At 69.5% G+C, this 22,692-nt stretch carries 24 protein-coding genes and 4 tRNA genes; 22 read left to right on the top strand and 6 right to left on the bottom strand.

Annotated elements, in window-relative coordinates; translation table 11 throughout:
- The first annotated feature begins 218 nt into the window (after positions 1-218).
- From IPJ17_19425 to IPJ17_19410, 4 genes are all read left to right on the top strand, one after another.
- Positions 219-2,666, top strand: a complete 2,448-nt coding sequence (locus tag IPJ17_19425) for a DNA translocase FtsK (GenBank protein ID QQR73618.1) — start codon at positions 219-221, stop codon at positions 2,664-2,666.
- 32 nt (positions 2,667-2,698) lie between these two features.
- Positions 2,699-3,649, top strand: a complete 951-nt coding sequence (locus tag IPJ17_19420; protein ID QQR73617.1) for a methionyl-tRNA formyltransferase — start codon at positions 2,699-2,701, stop codon at positions 3,647-3,649.
- Positions 3,646-5,046 carry a 16S rRNA (cytosine(967)-C(5))-methyltransferase RsmB gene (locus tag IPJ17_19415; protein ID QQR73616.1) on the top strand — a complete coding sequence of 467 codons (1,401 nt, stop codon included), beginning with the start codon at positions 3,646-3,648 and terminating at the stop codon, positions 5,044-5,046. The genes IPJ17_19420 and IPJ17_19415 overlap by 4 nt, the downstream gene beginning before the upstream one ends.
- Positions 5,047-5,140: 94 nt before the next feature.
- Positions 5,141-5,431, top strand: coding sequence for an HU family DNA-binding protein (locus tag IPJ17_19410; GenBank protein ID QQR73615.1), 291 nt, complete (start codon positions 5,141-5,143; stop codon positions 5,429-5,431).
- A gap of 89 nt (positions 5,432-5,520) precedes the next feature.
- On the opposite strand, the gene IPJ17_19405 is transcribed toward IPJ17_19410, so the two are convergent.
- Positions 5,521-6,198, bottom strand: a complete 678-nt coding sequence (locus tag IPJ17_19405) for a TIGR04283 family arsenosugar biosynthesis glycosyltransferase (GenBank protein ID QQR73614.1) — start codon at positions 6,196-6,198, stop codon at positions 5,521-5,523.
- Between the two features lie 88 nt (positions 6,199-6,286).
- On the opposite strand from IPJ17_19405, the gene IPJ17_19400 reads away from it, so the two are divergent.
- Both IPJ17_19400 and IPJ17_19395 read left to right on the top strand, forming a co-directional pair.
- Positions 6,287-7,474, top strand: coding sequence for a DUF1343 domain-containing protein (locus IPJ17_19400; protein ID QQR73613.1), 1,188 nt, complete (start codon positions 6,287-6,289; stop codon positions 7,472-7,474).
- Positions 7,471-7,884, top strand: a complete 414-nt coding sequence (locus IPJ17_19395) for a hypothetical protein (GenBank protein QQR73612.1) — start codon at positions 7,471-7,473, stop codon at positions 7,882-7,884. Before IPJ17_19400 ends, IPJ17_19395 begins: the two co-directional genes overlap by 4 nt.
- Before the next feature lie 105 nt (positions 7,885-7,989).
- On the opposite strand, the gene IPJ17_19390 is transcribed toward IPJ17_19395, so the two are convergent.
- Entirely contained in the window at positions 7,990-8,640 is a 651-nt protein-coding gene (locus tag IPJ17_19390; protein QQR73611.1) for a septal ring lytic transglycosylase RlpA family protein, read from the bottom strand.
- Between the two features lie 76 nt (positions 8,641-8,716).
- A complete protein-coding gene (locus tag IPJ17_19385; GenBank protein ID QQR73610.1) occupies positions 8,717-10,141 on the bottom strand; it encodes an adenylosuccinate lyase in 1,425 nt (474 codons plus the stop codon).
- Between the two features lie 262 nt (positions 10,142-10,403).
- Here IPJ17_19385 and IPJ17_19380 point away from each other — a divergent pair, with 262 nt between their 5' ends.
- The gene (locus IPJ17_19380) at positions 10,404-12,059 is read left to right on the top strand and encodes an FHA domain-containing protein (GenBank protein QQR73609.1); all 1,656 of its coding nucleotides are present in this window, start codon (positions 10,404-10,406) and stop codon (positions 12,057-12,059) included.
- 7 nt (positions 12,060-12,066) lie between these two features.
- Positions 12,067-12,639, top strand: a complete 573-nt coding sequence (locus IPJ17_19375; protein QQR73608.1) for a non-canonical purine NTP pyrophosphatase — start codon at positions 12,067-12,069, stop codon at positions 12,637-12,639.
- 16 nt (positions 12,640-12,655) lie between these two features.
- Here the strand turns inward: IPJ17_19375 and IPJ17_19370 are convergent, their stop codons facing one another.
- From IPJ17_19370 to IPJ17_19360, 3 genes are read right to left on the bottom strand one after another with little or no spacing between them, the layout of a single operon-like run.
- Complete coding sequence (locus IPJ17_19370; GenBank protein QQR73607.1) at positions 12,656-13,270, bottom strand: dephospho-CoA kinase; 615 nt, start codon at positions 13,268-13,270, stop codon at positions 12,656-12,658.
- A 15-nt stretch (positions 13,271-13,285) separates the two neighbouring features.
- Entirely contained in the window at positions 13,286-14,221 is a 936-nt protein-coding gene (locus tag IPJ17_19365) for a bifunctional 5,10-methylenetetrahydrofolate dehydrogenase/5,10-methenyltetrahydrofolate cyclohydrolase (protein ID QQR73606.1), read from the bottom strand.
- 3 nt (positions 14,222-14,224) lie between these two features.
- Positions 14,225-14,887, bottom strand: coding sequence for a ubiquinone/menaquinone biosynthesis methyltransferase (locus tag IPJ17_19360; GenBank protein QQR73605.1), 663 nt, complete (start codon positions 14,885-14,887; stop codon positions 14,225-14,227).
- Between the two features lie 207 nt (positions 14,888-15,094).
- Here IPJ17_19360 and rplM point away from each other — a divergent pair, with 207 nt between their 5' ends.
- The 14 genes from rplM to tuf all read left to right on the top strand — a co-directional run bounded on the left by rplM (position 15,095) and on the right by tuf (position 22,676).
- A complete protein-coding gene (gene rplM / locus IPJ17_19355; GenBank protein QQR76229.1) occupies positions 15,095-15,538 on the top strand; it encodes a 50S ribosomal protein L13 in 444 nt (147 codons plus the stop codon).
- A gap of 14 nt (positions 15,539-15,552) precedes the next feature.
- Positions 15,553-15,945: a 30S ribosomal protein S9 gene (gene rpsI / locus IPJ17_19350; GenBank protein QQR73604.1), complete on the top strand. Its 393-nt coding sequence runs from the start codon at positions 15,553-15,555 to the stop codon at positions 15,943-15,945.
- 12 nt (positions 15,946-15,957) lie between these two features.
- Positions 15,958-16,734 carry a 30S ribosomal protein S2 gene (gene rpsB / locus IPJ17_19345; protein ID QQR73603.1) on the top strand — a complete coding sequence of 259 codons (777 nt, stop codon included), beginning with the start codon at positions 15,958-15,960 and terminating at the stop codon, positions 16,732-16,734.
- An 89-nt stretch (positions 16,735-16,823) separates the two neighbouring features.
- Positions 16,824-17,477, top strand: a complete 654-nt coding sequence (gene tsf / locus IPJ17_19340; GenBank protein ID QQR73602.1) for a translation elongation factor Ts — start codon at positions 16,824-16,826, stop codon at positions 17,475-17,477.
- A 49-nt stretch (positions 17,478-17,526) separates the two neighbouring features.
- Positions 17,527-18,261, top strand: a complete 735-nt coding sequence (locus tag IPJ17_19335) for a UMP kinase (protein ID QQR73601.1) — start codon at positions 17,527-17,529, stop codon at positions 18,259-18,261.
- Between the two features lie 35 nt (positions 18,262-18,296).
- Positions 18,297-18,851 carry a ribosome recycling factor gene (frr, locus tag IPJ17_19330; protein ID QQR73600.1) on the top strand — a complete coding sequence of 185 codons (555 nt, stop codon included), beginning with the start codon at positions 18,297-18,299 and terminating at the stop codon, positions 18,849-18,851.
- Positions 18,852-18,873: 22 nt separating this feature from the next.
- On the top strand, positions 18,874-19,554 hold the full coding sequence (gene ispD, locus IPJ17_19325) for a 2-C-methyl-D-erythritol 4-phosphate cytidylyltransferase (protein ID QQR73599.1): 681 nt from the start codon (positions 18,874-18,876) through the stop codon (positions 19,552-19,554).
- A 64-nt stretch (positions 19,555-19,618) separates the two neighbouring features.
- A complete protein-coding gene (locus IPJ17_19320) occupies positions 19,619-20,107 on the top strand; it encodes a 2-C-methyl-D-erythritol 2,4-cyclodiphosphate synthase (GenBank protein ID QQR76228.1) in 489 nt (162 codons plus the stop codon).
- The gene (locus tag IPJ17_19315) at positions 20,104-20,880 is read left to right on the top strand and encodes an RNA methyltransferase (GenBank protein QQR73598.1); all 777 of its coding nucleotides are present in this window, start codon (positions 20,104-20,106) and stop codon (positions 20,878-20,880) included. Before IPJ17_19320 ends, IPJ17_19315 begins: the two co-directional genes overlap by 4 nt.
- Positions 20,881-20,931: 51 nt before the next feature.
- Positions 20,932-21,006 (top strand) — tRNA-Thr (locus tag IPJ17_19310).
- Positions 21,007-21,021: 15 nt separating this feature from the next.
- Positions 21,022-21,109: transfer RNA gene (locus tag IPJ17_19305), tRNA-Tyr, on the top strand.
- Between the two features lie 10 nt (positions 21,110-21,119).
- Positions 21,120-21,194: transfer RNA gene (locus IPJ17_19300), tRNA-Gly, on the top strand.
- A 124-nt stretch (positions 21,195-21,318) separates the two neighbouring features.
- Positions 21,319-21,393 (top strand) — tRNA-Thr (locus IPJ17_19295).
- 77 nt (positions 21,394-21,470) lie between these two features.
- The gene (gene tuf, locus IPJ17_19290) at positions 21,471-22,676 is read left to right on the top strand and encodes an elongation factor Tu (GenBank protein QQR73597.1); all 1,206 of its coding nucleotides are present in this window, start codon (positions 21,471-21,473) and stop codon (positions 22,674-22,676) included.
- Positions 22,677-22,692: the final 16 nt, after the last annotated feature.

Below are 22,692 nucleotides of genomic sequence, written 5' to 3'. Positions count from 1 at the left end.
GGACTCCGAGCTGCTGGGCACCGGCCCGAACCCTCTCCTCGCGGCCACTCCCGCAAGGTCCTTCGCGCGAGGCGACGACCTTGCAAACCCCCGGCCCGCCGCGGCCGCGGTGCTAAGATCCAGCGCGACCGCGACAGCGGAGCCCGCGTCCCAGGGGCCTCGGAAAAGAGAGGGCGGCGCAGGGCTCGCGCGCCGCGAGCGAGAGCGAGGCGAACGCGATGGCGACCACCGAACCGCGGCCGACACCGGCCCGGGTAGAGATCTCTCCGGCCAAGGGGCGGGAGATCGTCGGTATCGTCCTCGGAGCCCTGGGGCTCCTCCTCGCCGGCAGCTTCCTTTCCCATGTTCCGACCGACCCGAGCCTCCTCTTCGCCGGCGGCAGCGACCGCACGCGGAATCTGATCGGCGCGGTCGGCGCGAACCTCTCGGCGACCGGGTTCGGCTTCTTCGGTATCGCCTGCCTGCTGTTCCCGGTCCTGCTGCTCGCTGCCGCCTGGCAGCGCGTGCGGCCGACGCTCCGGCCGCGGGTCGTCGGGCGCGGCGTCGGCGGTGCGCTGCTGCTCGCCAGCCTGCCGGCCCTGCTGCACCTGCTCCAGCCCTCGATGCCGTGGCGCGAAGGGCGAGTGCCGAGCGGCGGCGCCTTCGGCCAGCTCCTCGGCGAGACCCTCGAGTCGCGCTTCAACCTGCCCGGGGCGCTCCTGGTGCTCTCCTCGGTGGCGGCGGTGGGGCTCGTCCTGCTCGTCCAGACCAGCCTCGGCGAGCTGATCGCCGCCTGGCGGGCTCGGCTCGCCCAGGCCTGGCAGAACCATCAACTGGCCAAGGCGCGTCGCCAGGAGCGGCGATCGAAGGAGAAGGCCCGTCGCCGGGTCATCGTCAAGCACCTCCAGCGGGTAGCCGAGGAGAAGCGCCAGGCCACGTCGGCGGCGGCCGACGACGACTCGGACGAGTCCGATGGCGACCGTGCCCCCGATCCCGACCTTCCGATCGACCGCCCGGCGCCGCCGCCGCTGCGAGTGACGACCCGCACCGGCGAGCGCGAGTTCGCGGTGCGTCGCGTCCCGCCGCCGGTCGCTCCGGCTCCCGAGTCCGCCCCGGCGCCTCCGCGGAGGGAGTCGGGGGGGCTGGTGGCACCGCCCGCCGCGGCTCCGGCGCAGCGCGCCTTGCCGTTTCCCGCCGAGCCGCCGGCCGCGGTCCTGCCGCCGCTCAACCTGCTGCAGATCGACGAAGCGAAGCCGACCGTCGACGAGGACGAGCTGGTCCGGCTCGGCGAGGCGATCCGCTCGCGCTGCGCCGAATTCGGCGTCGAGGGAACGATCGAGGGAATCACCCCCGGGCCGGTGATCACTGTCTACGAGTTCCAGCCGGCGCCGGGCGTCAAGGTGAGCCAGATCGTCAATCTGCAGGACGATCTCGCGCTCGCGCTGCGCGCCGAGTCGGTGCGCATCGATCGCATCCCCGGGCGCTCGACCCTGGGGATCGACGTGCCGAATCGGCAGCGCGCGATGATCCGGCTCGGTTCGATGCTCTCGCAGGAGGCGTTCCGCCGGTCGCCGTCGATCCTCACCATGGCGATCGGCGTCACCATTCAGGGGGAGCCCTACTTCGCCGATCTGGCGACGATGCCCCACCTGCTGGTCGCCGGCGCGACCGGGTCGGGCAAGAGCGTCGGGCTGCAGGGCCTGATCACCTCGCTGCTCTATCGTGCGACCCGGGATCAGGTGCAGTTCATCTTCATCGACCCGAAGCGGATCGAGCTCGGGGCCTACGCCGACATCCCGCACCTGAAGGCCGAGGTGGTGGTCGAACCGAAGAAGGCGGCCAACGCGCTGCGCTGGGCGGTCGCCGAGATGGAGCGGCGCTACCGGCTCCTCGCCGAGGTGCACGTCCGCTCGATCGACTTCTACAACCGCGCCATCCGCGACCCGGAGGTGCGCAACCGCCTCTCGCTCTCCGAGGGCGAAGCGGTGTCGACCGAGGACTTGAAGCCGCTGCCGTACTACGTCATCGTCATCGACGAGCTCGCCGACCTGATGATGGTCGCCTCGGCGGAGGTCGAGACGGCGATCGCGCGCATCGCCCAGATGGCGCGGGCGGTCGGCATCCATCTCATCGTCGCGACCCAGCGGCCCTCGGTGGACATCCTGACCGGCACGATCAAGGCCAACTTCCCGTGCCGCATCGCCTTCGCCACCGCCAGCCGGCACGACTCGCGCACGATCCTCGACCAGGTCGGCTCGGAAAAACTGCTCGGCAAGGGGGACATGCTCTTCATGCCGCCGGGGACGTCGCGGACCATCCGCCTCCACGGCGCCTACATCAGCGAGCAGGAGACGGCGGCGCTGGTGCGCTGGCTGAAAAAGCAGGGCGCGCCGCAGCTCGATCCCACGGTGCTCGAAGGGCCGGCGGACACCGGCTCCGACGGCGAGGTCAACGAGATCGACGACGAGCTCTTCGACGAAGCGGCACGGCTGGTGGTCGCCGAGCGGCAGGCCTCGGCGAGCTTCCTGCAGCGCCGCATGCGGATCGGTTTCTCCCGTGCCGCGCGCCTGATCGACATCATGGAGCGCGAGGGGTTGCTCGGTCCGCAGCAGGGCTCGAAACCACGCGACGTGCTCGTCAAGCCCGACTACTTCACCGAGCTCGACTCGACCCGAGGAGACCGCTGAAGCGCACGCCGCTCTCCGCGACGAACTGCCGCATGCCTCGCATCGAGAAGATCGTCTTCTTCGGGACCCCCGACTTCGCCGTGCCGACGCTCGCCGCGCTGGGCGAGGCCGGCCTCGCTCCGTGCCTCGTGGTCAGCCAACCGGATCGTCCGGCCGGGCGCGGGCAGACGTTGACCGCACCGCCCGTCGCGCGGTTCGCCCGGGAGCACGGACTGCCGCTGCGGCAGGTCGAGCGCGTGCGCGATCCCGCGTTCCTGGCCGACCTCGCCGAGCTCGCTCCGGACCTGGCGATCGTCGTGGCGTTCGGCCAGATCTTCCCGCAGGCGCTTCTCGACCTGCCGCAGCTCGGCTGCGTGAACCTCCACGCCTCGCTGCTGCCGCGGTGGCGCGGTGCGGCGCCGATTCAGGCGGCCATCGCCGCGGGAGACGAGCGGACCGGGGTGACCACGATGCAGATGGAGGCCGGGCTCGACAGCGGCCCGATCCTGCTGCAGCGCGAGGCCGCCATCGGCCCGGAGGAGACCGCCGGCGAGCTCTTCGTTCGCCTCGCCGACCTCGGAGCGGCGGTCATGGTCGAGACGGTTCGCGCCCTCGGTGCCGGCGAGCTTGCCCCCCGGCCGCAGCCCGCCGACGGGGTGACCTTCGCCGGCAAGCTGAAGCGGGAACAGGGCCGGGTCGACTGGACCCGTCCAGCCGAGGAGCTGGCTCGCCTGCTGCGCGCGGCCACCCCTTGGCCCGGGCTCGCGGCCGAGCTCGGCGCGGCGCCGGTGCGGCTGGTGGCGGCGCGGGCGCTCGCGGAGCGTGCGCCAAGCCGAGCCGCGGCGGGCGAGGTGCTCGGGCTGCGCGGCGATGCGCTGGCGGTCGCGGCGGGCGACGGCTCGGTCCTCGCGCTCGACCGCGTGCAGCGACCGGGTCGGCGTGCTGTTCTCGGGCGCGAGTTCGCCAACGGCGAGCGCCTCGAGCCTGGAGCGAGGTTTCAATGAGCCGGCGCCTGGAGTCGACCCCGCGGCGGCCCGAATCGGTCGCCGGCCGTCGCGTCACGCCGCGACGCTCACCGCAGGACGACGTGCGAGCGGTGGCCGCCTGGGTCGTCGACCGGACCCTGGCCTCGCTTTCGCCGGTTGACGCCTTCCTCGACGGCGCACTGACTCGCCTCGACGAGCGCGATCGGCCGCTGCTGCGAGAGCTCGCCCTGGGGACGCTCCGCTGGCTGCGCCGACTCGACCACGTGATCGCCGCGGCGAGCCATCGCGAGTTCGCGTCGATCGCCCCGGAGCTGCGGTCGATCCTGCGGGTCGCGACCTATCAGATCCTCTTCCTCGATCGGGTCCCGGCGCATGCGGCGGTCGACGAGGCGGTGAATCAGGCGCACGCACGGAGCCACAGCGGCGGGGCGAGCTTCGTCAACGCGGTGCTCCGGCGGATCGCGCGGACCCCGACCCTCGAAGCCTGGCCTGTCGTAGAGGCGGATCCGGTGCGGCGACTCGCTCTCGAGACGAGTCACCCCGACTTTCTCGTGCGGCGCTGGCTCGATCGCTTCGGCGCGGCGGCGGCGCGCGGTCTCCTCGATGCGGACAATCGGAGCAAACCGTTGCACCTGCTGGCTTTTCGCGATCGCGGTGGGCGTGAGCTGGCGGCCGAGGCGCTGATCGAAGCGGGCATCGAGGTGGTGCCGAGTGCCCTGGCTCCTCTCGGTCTGACGGTGCGAGAGGGTCTGCCCTGGACGACCGCGCCGTTTCGCGACGGGCAGCTCTACGTCCAGGACGAGGCGAGCCAGGTCGCGGCCCTCGTGCCGCCGCCAGTGGCGGGCGAGCGGATCCTCGACTGCGCGGCTGCGCCCGGGGGCAAGGCCTTCTCGCTCCTGGCGTTCGAGCCCGGGGTGCGGTTGGTCGCCGCCGACGTGGACGTCGAGCGCGTGGCGCTGATGCGACGGAACGCCGGGCGCCTGGGGCGTGCGATGCCCATTCTGGTCGCGGATGCGGGCCGGCTCCCCTCCACGGCGGCCTTCGACCGGGTCGTCGTCGACCTGCCGTGCTCCGGGACGGGGACGCTGCGCAAGCATCCCGAGCTGAAGTGGCGGCTCTCCGAGGGCGAGATCGCCCGATTGGCGTCTCTCGGCGGTCGGCTTCTGTCCGGCGCCGCGCGCACGGTCCTCCCCGGCGGTCTCCTGGTGGCCATCACTTGCTCCCTGGAGATGGAGGAGAACGAGGAGACGGTCGCCTCCTTCCTCGCCTGCGAGCCACAGTTCCGGCTCCTGCCTCTTGCCGAGCGGCTCGCTCCGCCGATCGACCGGTACGTCGTCGGCCCGGGGCTCTGGCGTCTGCCGACTGCCGACGGTCACGACGGCTTCACGGTCTCGGTGCTGCAACGCGTGAAATAGCGTCGCGCGCTGCGGAAGCCCGTGTTGACAGGGGTTTGAGATCGTCGTAACGTCCCAGTCACCCCGAATCACAACCACTCTCAAGGAGGAGTAGATGGCTGGCAAGGCTGACATCGTGGAGTACGTTGCGGACAAGGTCGAGGGACTCACCAAGAAGCAGGCCGCCGAGGCGTTCGAGGCCGTCGTCGGCGCGGTGGTCGCCCACCTGAAGAAGGCCGATCGCGTGCAGCTTCCGGGCTTCGGCAGCTTCGCGGTGAGCGCCCGCAAGGCGCGCAAGGGTCGCAACCCCGCCACCGGCGCGACCATCACCATCAAGGCCAGCAAGAACGTCCGCTTCAAGGCTGGCAAGGAGCTGAAGGACGCCCTCAACAAGGGCAAGAAGTAACCTCCAGCGCGGCTTCGGCCCCTTGACGTCGGCCCCGTGGCTCCTCCGAGCTGCGGGGCTTTCGTTTTTCTTCGCGGTCGTTTCCTCGGTCAGCGAACCTGGCGATAGAGGAGCGCGAGACGATGCGGCGAGACGCCGCAGAGGAAGAGCGACCAGATCAGCCAGTCGACCGCGACGGTGCGCCAGGTGCCGCGCACCAGGAATCGTCGGGAGGACACGACCGCCGGCCCGGGGAGGATCACCATTCCCGGAATCCGGCGGAGCCGCAGCGTGAGGTCGAGGTCTTCGAGGATCGGCCAGTCGGGGAATCCGCCGATGCGCTTGAACAGATCGCGCCGCACGAACTGCGCCTGGTCGCCGAGCGGGACGAGGAATCGTCGCGTTCGCCAGTTCACCAGCCGCTCGCCCAGTCGGAGCAACGGCGTGGAAGGCTCGAAGCGCAGCGCGAACGCGCCGCTCACCGCTCCGGCGTCGACCGCCGCGCGGATCGCCTCGCCGGAACCGGCCGGGAGACGAACGTCCGCATGCAGGAAGAGAAGGATGTCCCCGGTGGCGGCGGCGGCGCCGCGCCGGAGCTGTCCCCCACGCCCCGGCGGGCCCTCGACGATCCGGGCTCCCGCCGCGCGGGCGAGCGCGACCGTGTCGTCCCGGCTGCCGCCGTCGGAGACGACGAGCTCGTCGCCCAGCGCGAGCAGGTCGCCGAATCTCTGGCGCAGGGTCGGCGCTTCGTCGACGGCGGGAACAACGACCGAGAGACGGCGTGGCATCGCGGGGAGCGGATGCTAGCATCGCAGCCAACCGGGGACGGGGAGGGCGAGTGCGGATGACGACCGTGCCGATGGAGCGCTTCGAACGATGATCGCCACCGGTCTCGATCGGCTGCTTTCCGACCCGGGGAGCCTGCGCGGTCGCCGCTACGCGCTGCTCGCGCACGGCGCCGCGGTCAGCGCGTCGCTCGAGCCGGCACACCTCGCGCTCGCCCGTGTCGCCCGTCCGACCCTGCTACTTGCTCCGGAGCACGGCTACTACGGCGTCGAGCAGGACATGATCGCGGCGCGCGAACGCCTCGACCCGTGGACAGGGGTGCCGATCCACTCGCTCTATGGCGACTCGCTCGCCACCTTGCGACCGTCCCCCGAAGTCTTCTCCGGGATCGACCTCCTCCTGGTCGATCTGCAGGACGTCGGGGCGCGCTATTACACCTACGTCGCGACGGCGATCTGGGCCGCCGAGGTCGCCGCCCGAAGTGGCTGCGAGGTCTGGTTCCTCGATCGTCCGAATCCGCTCGGCGGCGAGGTCGTCGAGGGACCCTGGCGCAGCCCGGGGTTCGAGTCGTTCGTCGGGGCCTTCGAGCTCCCCGTCCGCCACGGCCTGACGCCTGGGGAGATCGCGATCCGCGAAGCGTCGCACGGCGGTTGGCGCGATGCGCTCCGGGTCGTGACCGTCGAGGGCTGGCACCGTCGGGCCCTCTGGCCCGAATGGGGGCGGCCGTGGATCGCTCCGTCTCCGAACATGCCGAGTCATGCGACCGCGACGCTCTATCCCGGTCTCTGCCTGCTCGAGGCGACGGAGCTTTCGGAGGGACGCGGGACCACCCGACCTTTCCATCTGGTCGGCGGGCCGGGGATCGAGCCATGTGAGCTCGCGGGGGCGATCGGTGCCCTGGCTCCGCCGGGCCTCCGGGCCGTGCCGACCTACTTCCGCCCGCAGTTTCAGAAGCACGCCGGTGAGGTGTGCGGTGGGGTGGAGCTCGTCGTCACCGACGCGGCCGCGGTGCGCTCCTTTGCCTTCGGTGTCCGGCTGATCGCCCTGCTCGCCCGGCGGTGGCCCGAGCCGTTCGCCTGGCGGAAGGACCCGTACGAATTCGTCATCGACCGCCCGGCCATCGACCTCCTCGTCGGATCGACGCGCTTGCGCGACATTCTCGCGCTGGAGTCCGGTGTGGACGAGGCGCTGGAAGGGTGGATCGCGAGCTTCAGTGCGGACGAGGCTCGGTTTCGCGAGCTGCGGCAACCCTGGCTGTTGTACCCGGAGCAACCATGAGGCTTCCGCACCTGTTCGCGGTCGACGAGGAACCCCAGGCTTTTGCGCCGCTCTGGGCCGCCGCGGCGGCGGCCGGACTGCGGCTCGGCTGGCTCGAGCTCGGCGAGCCCGACCCGGTATCGGCTCGCCTCGAGGCGGCGGCCGAGGCGGGCGCCATGCGCGCCGTCCGGGCGGGAAACCGCCGCGTTGCCACCGTCAAGCCCATGCGGGGCGCGCCGGTGCTCCGCGACCTCCTGCGCGAGCACTTCGCCGGCTGCGCCGGCGTCCTGATCTGCGGGTCGGACCTTTCTCCGCGACTCGCTCCGTGCGGCGAGAGCTGGAGCCTCCGGAGCTCGGCTGCCTCCGCCGCCCGGGAGGTCAGCGCCGACGGATTCGTCGCCCTGCTGCGCCGTCCTCGTCCGGAGTCCTGAGCCGCCCGAGCGGGATCGCTCGCCGATCCCGCCGGGCGTCCGGGCACAGGAGGTCCTTCCGACGGCCGGCCGGCCGCCCCGCGCGTCTGCTGCAGCGACGGGATCTCAGGGCAGAGCGACGACCAGCGCGGCGATTCCCTGGCTGACCAGTTGCCGCTGGAGCTCTTCGGCGAGCTCGCGGGCGGCGAAGCGGCCGATCTGGACCCGGTGCCACGGCCCCTCGGACCGGACTTCGGCGCCGGGTTGTCGCTCGCAGAGCTCCTTGGCCAGTTGGTCGGCCCGCTCCCTTTCCTGGAAGGCGGCGACCTGGACCGTGAACCGGGGGAACTCGGGGGCGGTCAGGCCGAGCGGGACCAGCTCGACCCGTGCCGTGCCGTTGGCCACCATGTCGAGCTCGTTGGCGGCGGCGAAGGAGAGATCGATGATGCGGCGCTTCTTGAAAGGCCCGCGATCGTTGATGCGGACGCGAATCGTGCGTCCGTTGTCGAGGTTTCGGACCTCGACCAGCGTGTCGAATGGCAGTGAAGGGTGGGCGGCGGTGAGCGCGTGCATGTCGTAGCGCTCGCCGTTGGCCGTCCGGCGCCCGTGGAAGTCGGGACCGTACCAGGAGGCCACGCCGCGCTCGACGCTACCCCCGGGGGCAAGTCGTGCCGACGGACGCGCGCAGGAGATCCCTGCAAGCGCGATCGCCACGAGTGGAAGCCACCGGTGGGCGCCCATTCCTCTCCCTGCCGGGAGGAGTCGAACGTCGTCCATCCAACCGATTGTACCATGCCGCACTGCGGCACTCAAAATTCTGCATTCCGAAGCCCGGAATGTGCCCCCCCGAGCGCTAGATCCGGGGCGACTCGAGCGGGGCGGCGTCGAGCTCGTCGAGCAGCGGACCGACGACGCCGTCGAGGAACTCGTCGACCTGGGCCGAGGAGCGGCCGGTGAACGCGGCCGGATCGATCCAGCGGGCGACTTCGTCGCGCTGCAGGCGGAAGTCGGGATCGCCGACGATCCGGTCGATCAGCGGATTGTCGCCGCCCTCGGCCACCCGTTCCTGGGCTTCGAGGCTGTAACGGCGGATGCGCTCGTGCAGCACCTGGCGGTCGCCGCCTCGAAGCGCGGCTTCCATGAGGAGCGTCTCCGTCGCCATGAACGGCAGCTCGCGGCTTACCCGAGCCCGGATCGTCCCCTCCCGAACCTGGATGCCGGAGGCCACGTGACCGGCCAGGGAGAGGATGGCGTCGCAGGTCAGGAAGGCGTCGGGAAGCACCAACCGCCGGTTCGCCGAGTCGTCGAGGCTCCGCTCCAGCCACTGGGTCGCGGCGTTGAGTGGGCCGTTCAGGCTGTCGGTGATCAGCCGGCGCGAGAGGGAACAGATCCGCTCGGCCCGGACCGGATTGCGTTTGTAGGCCATCGCCGACGAGCCGACCTGGTCGGCGTCGAAAGGCTCGGCGAGCTCGCCGAGTCCCTGGAGCAAGCGCAGGTCGGTTGCCATCTTGTGGCTGCTCTCGGCGACGCCGGCCAGCGTGGCGAGCAACTGACTGTCCTGCTTGCGCGGGTAGGTCTGCCCCGTGACCGGGAAGCTGCCGGCGAATCCGAACCGCTCGGCCAGGCGCCGATCGAGCAGGCGGACCTTGACCGGGTCGCCGTGGAACAGCGTCATGAAGCTCGCCTGGGTCCCCGTGGTGCCCTTGACCCCGCGACAGCGGAGCTTGGCGCGCCGCGCTCGGACCTCCTCGATGTCGAGGACGAAGTCCTGCAGCCAGAGGCAGGCCCGCTTGCCGACGGTGGTGAGCTGGGCGGGCTGGAAATGGGTGTACGCCAGCGTCGCGATGTCCTTGGTCCGGCGGGCGAAGGTGGCCAGCTCGCGGACGACCGTGGCGAGCCGCCGTTCGAGGAGCTCCAGCCCCTCCTTGGCGAGGAGCAGGTCGGCGTTGTCGGTCACGAAGGCCGAAGTCGCTCCCAGGTGCAGGATTCCCCCGGCCTCGCCGGCCTGCTCGGCGAAATGTCGCAGATGGGCCACCACGTCGTGGCGGGTCTGCCGCTCGAGCTCGGCGACCCGGGCGAGGTCGAGCTTCGGCGCAGCCTCCCGCAGGGCGGCAAGCTGGGTGCGACTGATCGGCAGGCCGAGCTCGGCCTGGCACTCGGCCAAGGCGATCCAGAGATGGCGCCAGGCGGCATATCGATGATCGGCGGAGAAGATCCGCGCCATCTCGCGCGAGGCGTAGCGATCATGCAGGGGGTTCTGGGGGTTGCTCGCGGGCATGTCCGGAGTGTATCGCCGCCGGCGGCGAGGAGTCCGTCCGAGACGGTCGGGCCGGCAGCGAGGGCACTGCTAGAATCGCGCTCTCGAGCTGGGGTGAGGAGATAGCCGCCGGCGGCGCGTGCGCGGGAGCGGATGCGCCAGGCGGACCGGGAAGGCCCGATCGATGCGTCGCACGAGCGGCGCGGTGCGAAGATGCCGGACGGCGGGGAATCGCTGACGATTCGCTCGCCCGGGAACACGACACGGGAGGGGGAACCAAGCGGTGCGGCTGCGCTGGACCGTCGACGGACGTGAGCAGTTTCGCATGCTCTCGAGCGAAGAGCTGCTCCTGGGGCGCGGCTCGGACAACGAGATCGTGCTGCCGGACTTCTCGGTGTCGCGCCGCCACGCGTCGATCGTGCGGGAGGGTGGCCGCTGGGTGGTTCAGGACCTCGGCAGCACCAACGGCGTCCTGCTCAACCGCGTCGCGGTGAAGAAGGCGCCGCTCGCCCCGGGCGATCGCGTGAAGGTCGGGATCTTCGAGTTCCTGGTCGAGGGGGAGCCCGAGGAACGACCCCAGCCGCCGCCCCCGCCCTCCCCGCCGCCTCCTCCGCCGCCGACGGAGAAGACCACCGCCAGCGGCTCGGGCAGCGTCGCCAATGCGACGATCGTCCGCAAGCTCTCGGACTTCGTCGCCGACTACGGCCTCGGCGCCCGCTCGGAGAAGCGGCGCGACCTCGAGCACGCCTACTCGAGCAAGATCTTCGGCTTCATGACCCGTCTCGCTCAGCTCCTGCTGCGAGCCGACTCGGTCGACGAGGTGCTGACCCAGGTTCTCGACGTGGCGTTCGAGGCTCTGCCGGTCGATCGCGGTTTCATCCTGCTGCGACCGGACGACGGCAGCGAAGCGGTCTGCGAGATCGGACGGATCAAGGACCGGGTCGAGATGCGGCCGCAGCGTGCGCCGATCTCCCGCACGATGCTCGAGGAGGTCATGCGTGAACGGATCGCGCTGCTGACCTACGACGCGCTTTCCGATCAGCGCCTGGCGGGAGGGGAGTCGATTCGCATCCACCAGATTCGCGCTGCGATGTGCGCGCCGCTCTGGTCGGGCGAGCGGATCATCGGCGTCATCCAGGTCGACACGCCGTTCCATTCCGGGACCTTCAACGAACAGGACGTGGACCTGCTCACGGCGTTGGCCAACTATGCCGCCGTGGCGGTCGAACGCCTGCGCTATGCGCGGAAGGCGGAGTTCGAGCGCCAGGTGCGCAACCGGCTGGAGCGCTACCACTCGCCGGCGGTGATCGAGGAGATCGTCAAGGAGGACCCGAAGGCGGGTGAGTCGGTCGTCGGCCGGATGAAGGTGGCCGAGGTCTCGGTGATGTTCGCCGACCTCGTCGGGTTCACGGCCCTGTCGGAGCGGATCGACCCTTCCGACGTCGCCGAGATCCTCGAGGGCTACTTCACCCACGCGACCGAGGCGATCTTCGCGGCCGGCGGCACGCTCGACAAGTTCATCGGCGACTGCGTGATGGCGTTCTTCGGCGCGCCGATCGCCCAGGCCGATCATGCGCTGCGAGCCGTCCAGGCGGCGGTGGCGATCCAGGACGCCATGGAGCAGTGGAGCATCGAGCGCGAGGCGAGAGGGCAGAGCCCGGTGCGGGCGCGCATCGCCGTGAACTCCGGCCCGGTGGTCGTCGGCGACGTCGGCAGCGCTCGGCGCGTCGACTACACGGTGCTCGGCAACACGGTCAACGTCGCCGCTCGACTCGAAAGCTCGGTGGCGACGCCGGGGGAGATCGCCATCGGAGGCGAGACCCACCGCCTGCTCGCCGGCGCCATCCCGACCGAGGCGTTGGGCGAGCGTCAACTCAAGGGGTTGCAGCAGAAGATCGTGGCTTTCCGCGTCCTGCGTGGCGCGGCGGCGCGCGGCTAGACGCGTCGTGCGACCTCTCCCGCCCTTCGCACTCGTCACCGGCAACCGCGGCAAGCTCGCGGAGGCCCGTCGCCTGCTCGCCGCCGGATTCCCCGGCGTCGAGGTCGAAGGCGTCGAGATCGACCTGCCCGAAATCCAGTCCGGAGAGATCGACGAGGTCCTGCGCGCCAAGGCCGACGAGGCCTGGCGGCGGCTGGGCCGACCGCTCGTGGTGGAGGAGACAGGCCTGTATCTCTCGGCGATGAACGGCTTCCCTGGCCCACTGGTCAAGTGGATGCTCGAGGCGGTGGGGCCCGCGGGGATCGCCCGCACCGCTCAGGCGCTTGGCGACGACCGGGTGGAAGCGCGTTGCCGGTTGCTCTTCAAGGACGGCGCGCGGGAGGTCGTCGCCCAAGGATCGACGCGCGGGCGCCTCGTGCTCCCGGGACGCGGTTCGGGTGGATTCGGCTGGGACCCGGTCTTCCTTCCCGACGGAGAGACGGGGACCTACGGCGAGCTCTCGGCTGCCGACAAGGACCGGATCGGCCATCGTGGCCGGGCTTGGCGGGACCTGGCCGCCCGCCTGGCCGAGACGGGCTGACCGGCAGCCGGAACGATCAGGATGGTTCTCGCGGGCTCCCCTCGAGTCGCTCGAGATCGCTGAGCAGCTCGTCGACCTGCCTTCGGAGCGACGCAAGGTCTCCCGAGCTGTCGAGGATCCGGTCGGCAACACGCCGCCGGACGGCACCGTCGCCCTGTGCGGCGAGGCGCTCACGGGCCGAGCCTTCCGAGAGCCCCCGGGCGATGGCGCGCTGCAGTCGCATCTCGGCGGGAGCTTCGACGGAGACGATCAGGTCGAACAGGTCGGCGTAGCCGGCTTCGACGAGGCGCGTCGCCTCGAGGACGGCGAGGCCGGCGTGGGCATCGGCGAGCTCTCGGAAGCGCTCCCGGACGAGCGGGTGGATGGCCGCTTCGAGCGCCTGGCGGGCGTGGTCGTCCGAGAAGATCCGCTTCGCCATCCGTTCCTTGTCGACACCCCCGGCCGGATCGAGAGCCTCCCGGCCGAAGAGGTCGGCAACGGCCGCGGCGCCCGAGCCGCCTGGCGCATAGAGCTCGGCGACGAGCCGATCGGCGTCGACGACGAGTAGCCCCGGCGCCTCCCGCAACCAGCCGGCGACCGTCGACTTGCCGCTGGCGAGTCCGCCGGTCAGGCCCACACGGAGCGTCGCCACCGATCGATGTCCGGCTCAGGTCGGTGAGATGAGTGTCGCGGAGCGCCGTTCCGCGGCCCGGACGGTGTTGAGCAGGAGCATTCCGACCGTCAGCAGGCCCACGCCCCCGGGAACCGGGGTGATGGCGCCGGCCTTCGGCTGGACCCGGGCGAAGTCCACGTCGCCGACGATGGAGTAACCCTTCGTGGCGAGCTGGGCTCGGCGAGCCTCGTCACCCGGGAAAAGGCGTTCGAGCAGCGCCGGGTCGTCGATGCGGTTGATCCCGACGTCGATGACCACCGCTCCGTCGCGAACATGTTGCGGTCCGAGGAATCCAGGGCGGCCGAGCGCGGCGACGAGGATGTCGGCCTGACGGCAGATGGCCTCGAGATCGTGCGTTCGCGAATGACAGAGCGTCACCGTGCAGTGCTCTCGAAGGAGCAGGCCGGCCATCGGCTTGCCGACGATATTGCTCCGGCCCACGACGACCGCATGCTGGCCGGCGAGCGGCACCCCGTCCCGGCGCAGCATCTCGACGATGCCGGCAGGAGTGGCCGGAGCGAAGCCCTCTTCGCCGCTCCAGAGCCGTCCGACGCTGACCGGATGGAAGCCGTCCACGTCCTTGTCGGGGTCGATGCGCTCGAGCACCGGGCCGGCTGCCATCGTCGGTGGCAGCGGGAGTTGCACGAGGATCCCGTCCACCCGATCGTCGGAATTGAGCCGGTCGATGGTGGCCAGCAGCTGGGCGGTGGTCACGTCGGCCGGCAGCTTCAGGGTCTCGCCGTGGATGCCGACCTCGGCGCAGGCCTTCGCCTTGGAGGCGACATAGACCTGGGAGGCGGGGTCGTCGCCGACGAGGATCGCGACCAGGCCGGGGGGAGCGCCGCGCCGCTCGGCGACCCTGCTGGCTCGCTGCGCGGCCTCGTTGCGCAGCGCCTCGGCGATCGGTTTGCCAGCAAGCAGTCGGCGCACGACTCAGCTCCTTTCGCCCCGGTAGAGGCAGAGGATCCCGCCGGTCAGGTCGCGGAAGGACGTCGACCGGAATCCCGCCCCGGCGAGGTGGGCGAGAAACTCCTCACGCTGGGGAAAGCTCGAGACCGAGGCCGGGAGGTAGGTGTAGGCCGAGGCGTCGCTCGACACCCAGCGGCCCAGCAGCGGGAGCAACCGGTTGAAATAGAAGAGATAGAGCGCCCGCAACGGGGGGAGGGACGGGAGAGCGAATTCCAGGATCGCCAGCTGGCCCCCGGGCCGGAGCACGCGGCCCAGCTCGGCCAGCGCTCGATCGAGATCGGCGACGTTGCGCAGTCCGAAGGACACCGTTGCAGCGTCGAAACAGCCGTCCCGGTAGGGGAGGGCGAGCGCGTCGGCACAGAACGGTCGCGGCTGCGGCGGAGCCTGGCGCGTGAACTTGCGGCGTGAAATCGCGAGCATCGGGAGGCAGAAGTCGGCGGCGACGACCACGGCGCCCCGCCGGCGCAGCGCCACCGCCTGGTCCCCGGTGCCGCAGCAAAGATCGAGCACCCGGTCTCCGGGGCTCAGGGCCAGGGACCGGGCGGAGTGCCTTCTCCAAACCCGATCGAGCGAGGCGGAAAGCAGGTGATTGAGCAGGTCGTAGCGCCGGGCGACCCGTCCGAACATGCTCCGGATCGTCTCGCCGCGCTTGTCGATTCCCGTAGAAGCCGTGGTCACGCGGGGGGACTCTATCGCGACCGACTCCCGGTCCGCCGGGGTCCTCTCTTGACAGGCTCGGGGTCGCTACGTAGCATCGGAGGTCCTTTGCGACGCAAGGGGCGGTGCTCGTCTGCCGTGTGCGGATGCCGTGCCTGCCCCCTCCCGGAGAAGATGATGACGAAAACGTTCAGTCCCAAGCCCGACCAGATCGAGCGCCGCTGGTATGTGGTGGACGCCGCGGGGGTTCCGGTCGGCCGCATCTCGACCACCATCGCCCGCCTGCTGTCCGGCAAGCACAAGGCGATCTACGCCCCTCACGTCGACTGCGGCGATTTCGTGATCGTCGTCAACGCGGAGAAGGTCGTCCTCACCGGCAACAAAGAGAACGAGAAGTTCTACTACCGCCACAGCGGGCAGCCGGGCGGGCTGAAAGCGGTCGCCGCCGGCGACATGCGACGGCAGTTCCCGGCCCGCATCATCGAGAGCGCGGTCTACGGCATGCTGCCGAAGAGCAAGCTCGGCAAGAAGCTTCGGCGCAAGCTGAAGGTCTATGCCGGTCCCGAGCACCCCCATCACGCCCAGAAGCCCGAGGCGTTCGCGCTGGCCGCGGCCTCTTGATCAAGGAGAAGAGCTTGAGCGAAGAGACGTTCTACGGCACCGGCCGCCGCAAGACGGCAACCGCTCGGGTGTACCTGCGGCCCGGTGCGGGTGCGCTGGTGGTCAACGACCGGCCCCTCGAGGGCTACTTCCCGAGCGAGACCCTGCGCATGGTGATCCGTCAGCCCCTCGTGCTGACCGAGAGCGGCGAGCGATTCGACATCTCGGTCAACGTCGAGGGCGGCGGCATGGCCGGTCAGGCCGGAGCGATCCGGCACGGCATCAGCCGAGCGCTGCTCGTGTTCAATCCTGAGCTCCGTGAGCGGCTGAAGTCGGCCGGATTCCTCACTCGCGACCCGCGCCGCAAGGAGCGGAAGAAGTACGGTCAGAAGGGCGCACGCGCCCGCTTCCAGTTCAGCAAGCGCTAAGGAGGAGTCGTCGTGGTCGACATCGGCATGAAGGAGCTCCTCGAGGCGGGTGTCCACTTCGGACACCAGACGCGGCGCTGGAACCCGAAGATGAAGCCCTACATCTTCGGCAAGCGCAACGGCATCTACATCATCGATCTGGCGAAAACGCTGCGGCTCTTCCGCGAGGCGGCCGAGTTCGTCCGCCAGCTCGGGGCCGACGGCCGGCGGATCCTCTTCGTCGGTACGAAGCGGCAGGCGCAGGAAGCAGTCGCCGAAGAGGCGGCGCGCTGCGGCCAGTTCTACATGACCCATCGCTGGCTGGGTGGCACGTTGACGAACTTCGTGACGCTGCGCACGTCGATCGAGCGCCTCAAGGAGATCGAGGCCAAGCTCGCCGACGAGCACGGTGCGACGACGAAGAAGGAGCGGCTGCGCATGGATCGCGAGCGCCAGCGGATGCAGAAGAACCTCGCCGGCATCCGCGAGCTCGAGCAGTTGCCGGACGCGCTCTTCATCGTCGATCCGAAGAAGGAAGACATCGCCGTCGCCGAGGCGAACAAGCTCGGCATCCCGGTCATCGGCATCGTCGACACCAACTGCGACCCGGAGCTCGTCGACTACGTCATCCCGGGCAACGACGACGCCATCCGGACGATCCGCCTGTTCACCTCGCGCATCGCCGATGCCTATCTCGAGGGGCGCTCGCGCCTCGAGCAGCAGGCGCAGATCGAGGCCAAGGACGCTGACCTGGCGGCGCCGGAATCCGGGGCGGCTGGCGACAGCCCATCCGCCGCCCCCGCGAACTGACGGAGACCGGGGGCCTGAGCCCCCGTCTCTGATGTGCCGGCCGGACGCTCCTCGTCGAGAGTCCGGCTGGCGTTTCACAGGAGAACCTCATGCAAGTCAGTGCCCAGATGGTCAAAGAGCTCCGGGAGCGCACCAGTGCCCCGATGATGGATTGCAAGGCCGCTCTCGCCGAGTCCGACGGCGACATGGAGAAGGCGATCGACTTTCTGCGCAAGAAGGGGCTCGCCTCGGCTGCCAAGAAGGCGGGTCGGATCGCTTCCGAAGGTGTCGTCGGCTCGTACATTCACGGCGGCGGCAAGCTTGGCGTGCTCGTCGAGGTCAATTGCGAGACCGACTTCGTGGCTCGCACGGAGGAGTTCCTGGCGCTGGTGCACGACATCGCGATGCACATCGCCGCGGCCGACCCGCGCTTCGCCGCGCGCGAAGAAGTGACCGCCGACGTGCTGGAGCGTGAGAAGGCGATCTATCGGGAGCAGGCGCTCGCCTCGGGCAAGCCGCCTGCGGTCATCGAGAAGATGATCGAGGGCAAGCTCGAGAAGTTCTACGGCGAGGCCGTGTTGACCGAGCAGGCGTTCGTCAAGAACCCGGACCAGACGGTCGGGCAGCTGATCGCCGAGAAGGTCGGGAAGATCGGCGAGAACATCAAGATCCGGCGCTTCGTCCGCTTCAAGCTGGGTGAGGGGCTCGAGAAGCGCTCGACCGACCTCGCCCAGGAAGTGGCGCAGGCTGTCGCCGGCAAGTAGTCTCCCTACCTCCGCGACCTCGAAGTGCTCGGTCGACGAAAGGTCCCACATGGCTGACGTCCCGGTGTACTCGCGGATTCTCCTGAAGCTGTCGGGCGAGGCCCTGATGGGCTCGCAGAGCTTCGGGATCGACGAAGCGATCGTCGTCGCAGTTGCCAGCGAGATCGCGGAGGTCCATCGTCTCGGCGTGCAGGTTGCCGTCGTCATCGGTGGCGGTAACATCATTCGGGGAGTGGCCGCGAGCCACCGCGGCCTCGACCGAGTCACCGGCGACTACATGGGGATGCTCGGAACGGTGATCAATGCCTTGGCGGTGCAGGACGCCCTCGAGAAGAGAGGCGTTCCGACGCGAGTGCAGACGGCCATCGACATCCGGGCTGTGGCCGAGCCGTTCATCCGCAGGCGGGCGATCCGGCACCTCGAGAAGGGGCGGGCGGTGATCTTCGCCGCCGGAACCGGGAACCCGTTCTTCACCACCGACACCGCGGCGGCCCTGCGCGCCAACGAGATCCACGCCATGGCGCTGCTCAAGGGGACGCGAGTCGACGGTGTCTATACCGCGGATCCGCGGCTCGATCCCGGAGCAATCCTGCTGCGCGAGCTCACCCACCAGTCGGTTCTGGAGAAGAACCTGCGGGTGATGGACTCGTCCGCCGTGAGCCTGTGTCGCGACAACGGTCTGCCGATCGCCATCTTCAACATGACAGTGCCGGGCAACATCCGCCGAGTGGTTTGCGGTGAGGCGGTCGGGTCGCTGGTGCGAACCCCGGCCGAGTCGGCGTAGCTCGAGCGAACCCGGCGAGCACGGGAGGAAGGGCCATGAAGGAGATCTTCGCCGAGGTCGAGCTTCACATGAAGCAGGCGCTGGACCACTTCCACCATGAGCTCAAGCACATCCGGACGGGCCGGGCCTCGCTTCAGCTCCTCGACGGCCTGATGGTCGACTACTTCGGGACGCCGACGCCGCTCAAGCAGGTGGCGACGCTTTCGGTCGCGGATGCCTCGATGCTGCTGGCGCAGCCGTGGGACGCGAGCCAGATTCCGGCGATCGAGCGGGCCATTCGCAAGTCCGATCTCGGGCTGAATCCTGCCAGCGACGGGAAGGTCGTTCGCATTCCGGTGCCCTCGCTGACCGAGGATCGCCGCAAGGAGCTCGTCAAGAAGGCGCACGACCTCGCCGAGACGGCGCGCAACGGCGTACGCCAGTCACGTCGTGACGGCAACGAGCGTTTGAAGAAGATGGAGCGCGAGCATCAGCTCGGTCAGGATGACGAGCGGCGCGGGCTCGACGAGATCCAGAAGCTCCACGACCGCTACATCGCCGAGATCCAGCACACTCTGGAACACAAGGAAAAGGACATTCTCGCCGTCTGACGGCGGCGGAAGTCCCTGGGCTGTGGGCAGTCTGGTCGTCCTGGTTCCCGCCGGCGGTCGGGGCGAGCGATTCGGTGCTGCCCAGCCGAAGCAACTCCTGTCGGTCGGCGACCGACCGGTGCTGCAGTGGACGCTGGAGCGGCTCCTCGAGCTCGGGCCGGCCTGGTTGACCGTGGCGCTCCCTGCGGGGGTCGAGTTGCCGGTGCAGGCCTGGAATCTCCCGGCCGAGCGCGTGACTCGCGTCGACGGCGGCGCCACCCGCCAGCAGTCGGTTGTCGCCTGCTTGGCGGCGACTCCCGGTTCCGAGGACGACCTCGTGATCGTTCACGACGGAGCTCGACCGGCGACGGCTCGGGAAGACCTCGCGGCGGTGATCGCGGCGGCCCGCGAATCCGGTGCGGCGGTGCTTGGCCGGGCGATCTCCGATACCGTCAAGCGCCTCGAGGCGGAGCGGATCGTCGCGACCGTCGATCGTCGGGCGCTCTTTCGTGCCGAGACGCCCCAGGTCTTTCGCCGCGATCTGCTGACGCGAGCCTTCGCCGCAGCGCTGCAGGAGGGTCGAGACGAGACCGACGAGTCGGCGGCTGTGGAGCGTCTCGGTGGCATCGAAATCCGGGCGGTCTATGCGCGCTACGCCAATCCGAAGCTAACTTTCCCGGCTGACCTGGCACGAATGACGGCACTCCTTGGAGATCGCGCATGACGCACCGCGTGGCCGGTTCTTGTCGTGACAAGAGTTGGAGCTCCAGGTGAGCGGCGAAACGGCTCTGCAGCAGGTCCGCGTGGGGCTCGGCTACGATGTGCACCGCCTCGTCGCGGGGAGACGACTGGTCCTTGGAGGGGTCGAGATCCCGCACGATCGCGGCCTCGACGGGCACAGCGACGCTGACGTGCTTCTTCACGCCCTCTGCGATGCGTTGCTCGGTGCCGCCGGTCTTGGGGATCTCGGGGATCACTTTCCTCCGGGAGATCGACGCTGGAAGGATGCCGACAGCGTCGATCTGTTGCGTCTGGTGATGGAGAAGGTCGGTCAGGCCGGCTTCAGCCTGGTCAACTGCGACCTCACGCTCATCGCCGAGGCTCCCCGCATCGCCCCGCATCGCCAGGCGATGCGCGAACGCATCGCGGCAGCGACGGGCCTTTCGGTTGCCGAGGTCGGAGTCAAGGCGACCACCAACGAGCGACTCGGCGCGGTGGGCCGGGAAGAGGGGATGGCAGCGATGGCGGTCGTCTTGCTGGCGGGTCGTCGACCGTGACAGCGCCGCTCTTCGGGTTTCATCCCGTTCGCGAGGCACTCAGGCGGCGTGCCGCCGATGTCGTCGAGGTCCGGATCGCGCGTGGCCGTTCGGGTGCGCGGCGCCAGGAGATCGAGGCGCTCTGTCGGGAGGCGGGAATCCCGGTGCGGATCGTGTCCGACGAAGAGCTCCATGCGGAGAGTCGTGGGGTCGACAACGGGTTCCTGCTCCGATTGCGAGGGACGGCCGAACGGCGTCGGGGCGGAGACCCGGACCTCCAGGTGTTGCTCGAAGATGTCCAGGATCCGCGCAACCTCGGCGCGATCCTGCGCGTGTGCGAGGGTGCAGGCGTCGGTGAAGTGCTGATCCGCGATCGCGGCTCGGCACCTCTCTCGGCCGTGGCCGTGAAGGCGTCGGCTGGCGCGAGCGAGTGGCTACCCCTCAGTCGAGTGCCGAATGCCGCCAGTGCCATCGCCGAGCACAAGCGCGCAGGGTTCTGGGTCTACGGATTGGCTGCCGGAGGGGTGGCACCCTGGGAGGTGGATCTGACCGGAAAGGTCCTGCTCTGCCTCGGTGGAGAAGGGAGCGGGCTGCGATCGCTGACCCAGCGATCGTGCGATGCGCTGGTCGGCTTGCCGATGCTCGGTCGGGTCGAATCGTTGAACGTCGCCACGGCCGCCGCTGCCGCACTGTACGAGGCAGTGCGCCAGCGTCGGGCGGGGCGGCGAGGGAAGCGACCTGCACCCGAAGAGTCGCCGGCCAGGGTCTTGCGGGACGACGAGCGCTCAGGGTAGACTAAAAGACCCTCGCCCCGGACGGGATTCCTGGAATTCCGTGGGGTGTCGGCCGGCATAGCTCAGGGGCAGAGCAACTGTCTTGTAAACAGTAGGTCCTCGGTTCGATTCCGAGTGCCGGCTCCAGGGGATGGGATTCAGGGAGGTGTGGCCGAGCGGTCAATGGCAGCAGACTGTAAATCTGCCGGGCTTAAGCCCTACGGTGGTTCAAATCCATCCGCCTCCACCAGTTTTCTTCTGCGGGAGTAACTCAGGGGTAGAGTCACAGCCTTCCAAGCTGTTGGTCGCGGGTTCGAATCCCGTCTCCCGCTCCAAGTCGTCCCCGTCGGGTACCCGGGTCATGGCTCCGGGCTTCGGCGATTCGGGTCTTTACAGCGCCCGGATGGCCGAATAGGATTGTAAGGTTTGGCGGGGCTGGAGGTTTCACCCTCGCTTCGTGCCCACGTGGCTCAGCGGTAGAGCACCTCCTTGGTAAGGAGGGGGTCATCGGTTCGATTCCGATCGTGGGCTCCATAGTTTGATTCACAGGGTTCGCCCGACCGCAACGCCCGCAGGCAGAGCGGCCAGCTCGAGGAGGCACTGCAAGCGCCATGGGCAAGGAGAAGTTCGATCGCACGAAGCCGCACGTGAACGTTGGGACGATCGGTCACGTGGATCATGGCAAGACGACGCTGACGGCGGCGTTGACGAAGGTGGCTGCGGATCGTGGCTGGGCGAAGTTCGTGTCGTACGACGAGGTGGCGAAGGCGTCGGAGTCTCAGGGTCGTCGCGATCCTTCGAAGATTCTGACGATCGCGACGTCGCACGTGGAGTATTCGACGAAGGGTCGCCACTACGCACACGTGGATTGCCCGGGACACGCCGACTACGTGAAGAACATGATCACGGGCGCGGCGCAGATGGACGGGGCGATCCTGGTGGTGTCGGCGGCGGACGGTCCGATGCCGCAGACGCGGGAGCACATCCTGCTGGCGCGTCAGGTGGGCGTGCCGTACATCGTGGTGTTCCTGAACAAGGTGGACGTGGTGGACGATCCGGAGCTTCTGGATCTGGTGGAGCTGGAGGTTCGGGAGCTGCTGAAGCAGTACGAGTTCCCGGGCGACGACATTCCGGTGATTCGCGGTGCGGCGGTGAAGGCGATGCAGGGGGAGAAGGGGGAGTTCGCCGACGAGGCGATCGTCCGCCTGTTCGACGCCCTGGACAGCTACATTCCGATGCCTGAGCGGTTGGTCGACAAGCCGTTCCTGATGCCGATCGAGGACATCTTCTCGATTTCCGGGCGCGGGACGGTGGTGACGGGGCGCGTGGAGCGCGGCATCGTGAAGGTCGGCGAGGAAGTGGAGATCGTCGGGATCCGGCCGACGCAGAAGACGATCGTGACGGGCGTGGAGATGTTCCGCAAGCTTCTGGATCAGGGTCAGGCGGGCGACAACATCGGCGTACTGCTGCGCGGGACGAAGCGGGACGACGTGGAGCGTGGCCAGGTGCTGTCGAAGCCGGGCTCGATCACGCCGCACACGAAGTTCAAGGGCGAGGTGTACGTGCTGAGCAAGGAGGAGGGCGGCCGTCATACGCCGTTCTTCAACGGCTACCGGCCGCAGTTCTACTTCCGGACGACGGACGTGACGGGAGTGGCGACGTTGCCGGAGGGTGCCGAGATGGTGATGCCCGGCGACAACGTGAACCTGGCCATCGAGCTGATCGCGCCGATCGCGATGGAGAAGGGTGTCCGCTTCGCGATTCGCGAGGGCGGTCGCACCGTCGGCGCCGGCACTGTCACCGACATCGTCGCGTAAGCGCGAGGGAGAGCCT

This window comes from Holophagales bacterium (assembly GCA_016699405.1).
In the GTDB taxonomy this organism is placed as follows: domain Bacteria; phylum Acidobacteriota; class Thermoanaerobaculia; order Multivoradales; family JAGPDF01; genus JAAYLR01.
This window is presented reverse-complemented; position numbering and strand designations above follow the sequence as displayed.